The following is a 996-nucleotide window of genomic DNA, read 5'->3' on the forward strand; positions in this document are numbered from 1 at the left end:
GAAATTGGAGGCGACTTATGATGAACATGGAGCTAAATACGACTGCACATTGGGATGATAAGCTGTGGAGATCCATCGAGCCGGTATACCGGGAGGCTTTTCCCAGCGGAGCGAAACCGGAAGGCATCCTGCGCAGTATGCTGGACCGGGGAATTGCCCAAATCCATGCAGGCCTTATAGATGGACGAGCAGCCGCAATGGCTGTAACGGGAATGATTGATGGAGCCGAGGGTAAGCGTCTTATTATAGATTATCTGGCGGTCAGCCGGGAGCTGCGCGGCCAGGGGGCCGGAACGGTGTTTCTGGATCTGATCATAGACTGGGCAAAAAAAGCTAATAACGTACAGGGCGTCATTATAGAGGCGGAATCCGGAAACTCGGAGACTCATGCACAGCGTATTCACTTCTGGGAGAAAAACGGCTTCATCCTAACCCCTTATGTGCATCAGTATATCTGGGTGCCGGAGCCGTATCAGGCCATGCTGAAGCCGCTGGAGCAGAGCGTACAGGTGGAGGATAAGGGTGAGTCCCTGTTCCGCTATATTAATAATTTCCACAAAAAAGCCTACCGTCCGTCCTCAAAATAAAACCGGCACAGCAGCGGGATTTTCTCCATCTAAATTTCTCCAGGAGAAAGCAGAGAGAAACTAGTGGGATATCCTCCCACTAATACCTCACATGCTCGCTCAAATCAGCATCTTCCGGAAAATTAGCGTGACTTTTTCCATCTAAAGGTCCATTTTTGGTGAAACCAAGAAGTTTAGGTGGAGGTTTTCCCTCTATATTGATTTAACCTAAAAAATAAACAGTTAAGGAAAAGTGGCTGATGGATTTGCTGATCCCACAATTGCACGTCGTAATTCAGATAATCAATAGACGAAACGTACACTTTCTGCAACAGATCTCAAAGTTTAATATACCCCACCCAAAAAAAGCCGCCGCAGTTTTCACTGCGGCGGCTTTAATATTAAAATTCGAATTCAACGTCGCTCAGAC

The 996-nt window shown here is 47.4% G+C and carries 1 protein-coding gene; it reads left to right on the forward strand.

Features of this window, described 5'->3' with window-relative positions; all coding sequences use genetic code 11:
* Positions 1 to 20: 20 nt before the first annotated feature.
* Positions 21 to 587: a GNAT family N-acetyltransferase gene (locus tag AQR02_RS18470; RefSeq protein WP_245237540.1), complete on the forward strand. Its 567-nt coding sequence runs from the start codon at positions 21 to 23 to the stop codon at positions 585 to 587.
* Positions 588 to 996 lie beyond the last annotated feature (409 nt).

This window comes from Paenibacillus ihuae (genome assembly GCF_001368795.1).
GTDB classification, from domain to species: domain Bacteria; phylum Bacillota; class Bacilli; order Paenibacillales; family Paenibacillaceae; genus Paenibacillus_AQ; species Paenibacillus_AQ ihuae.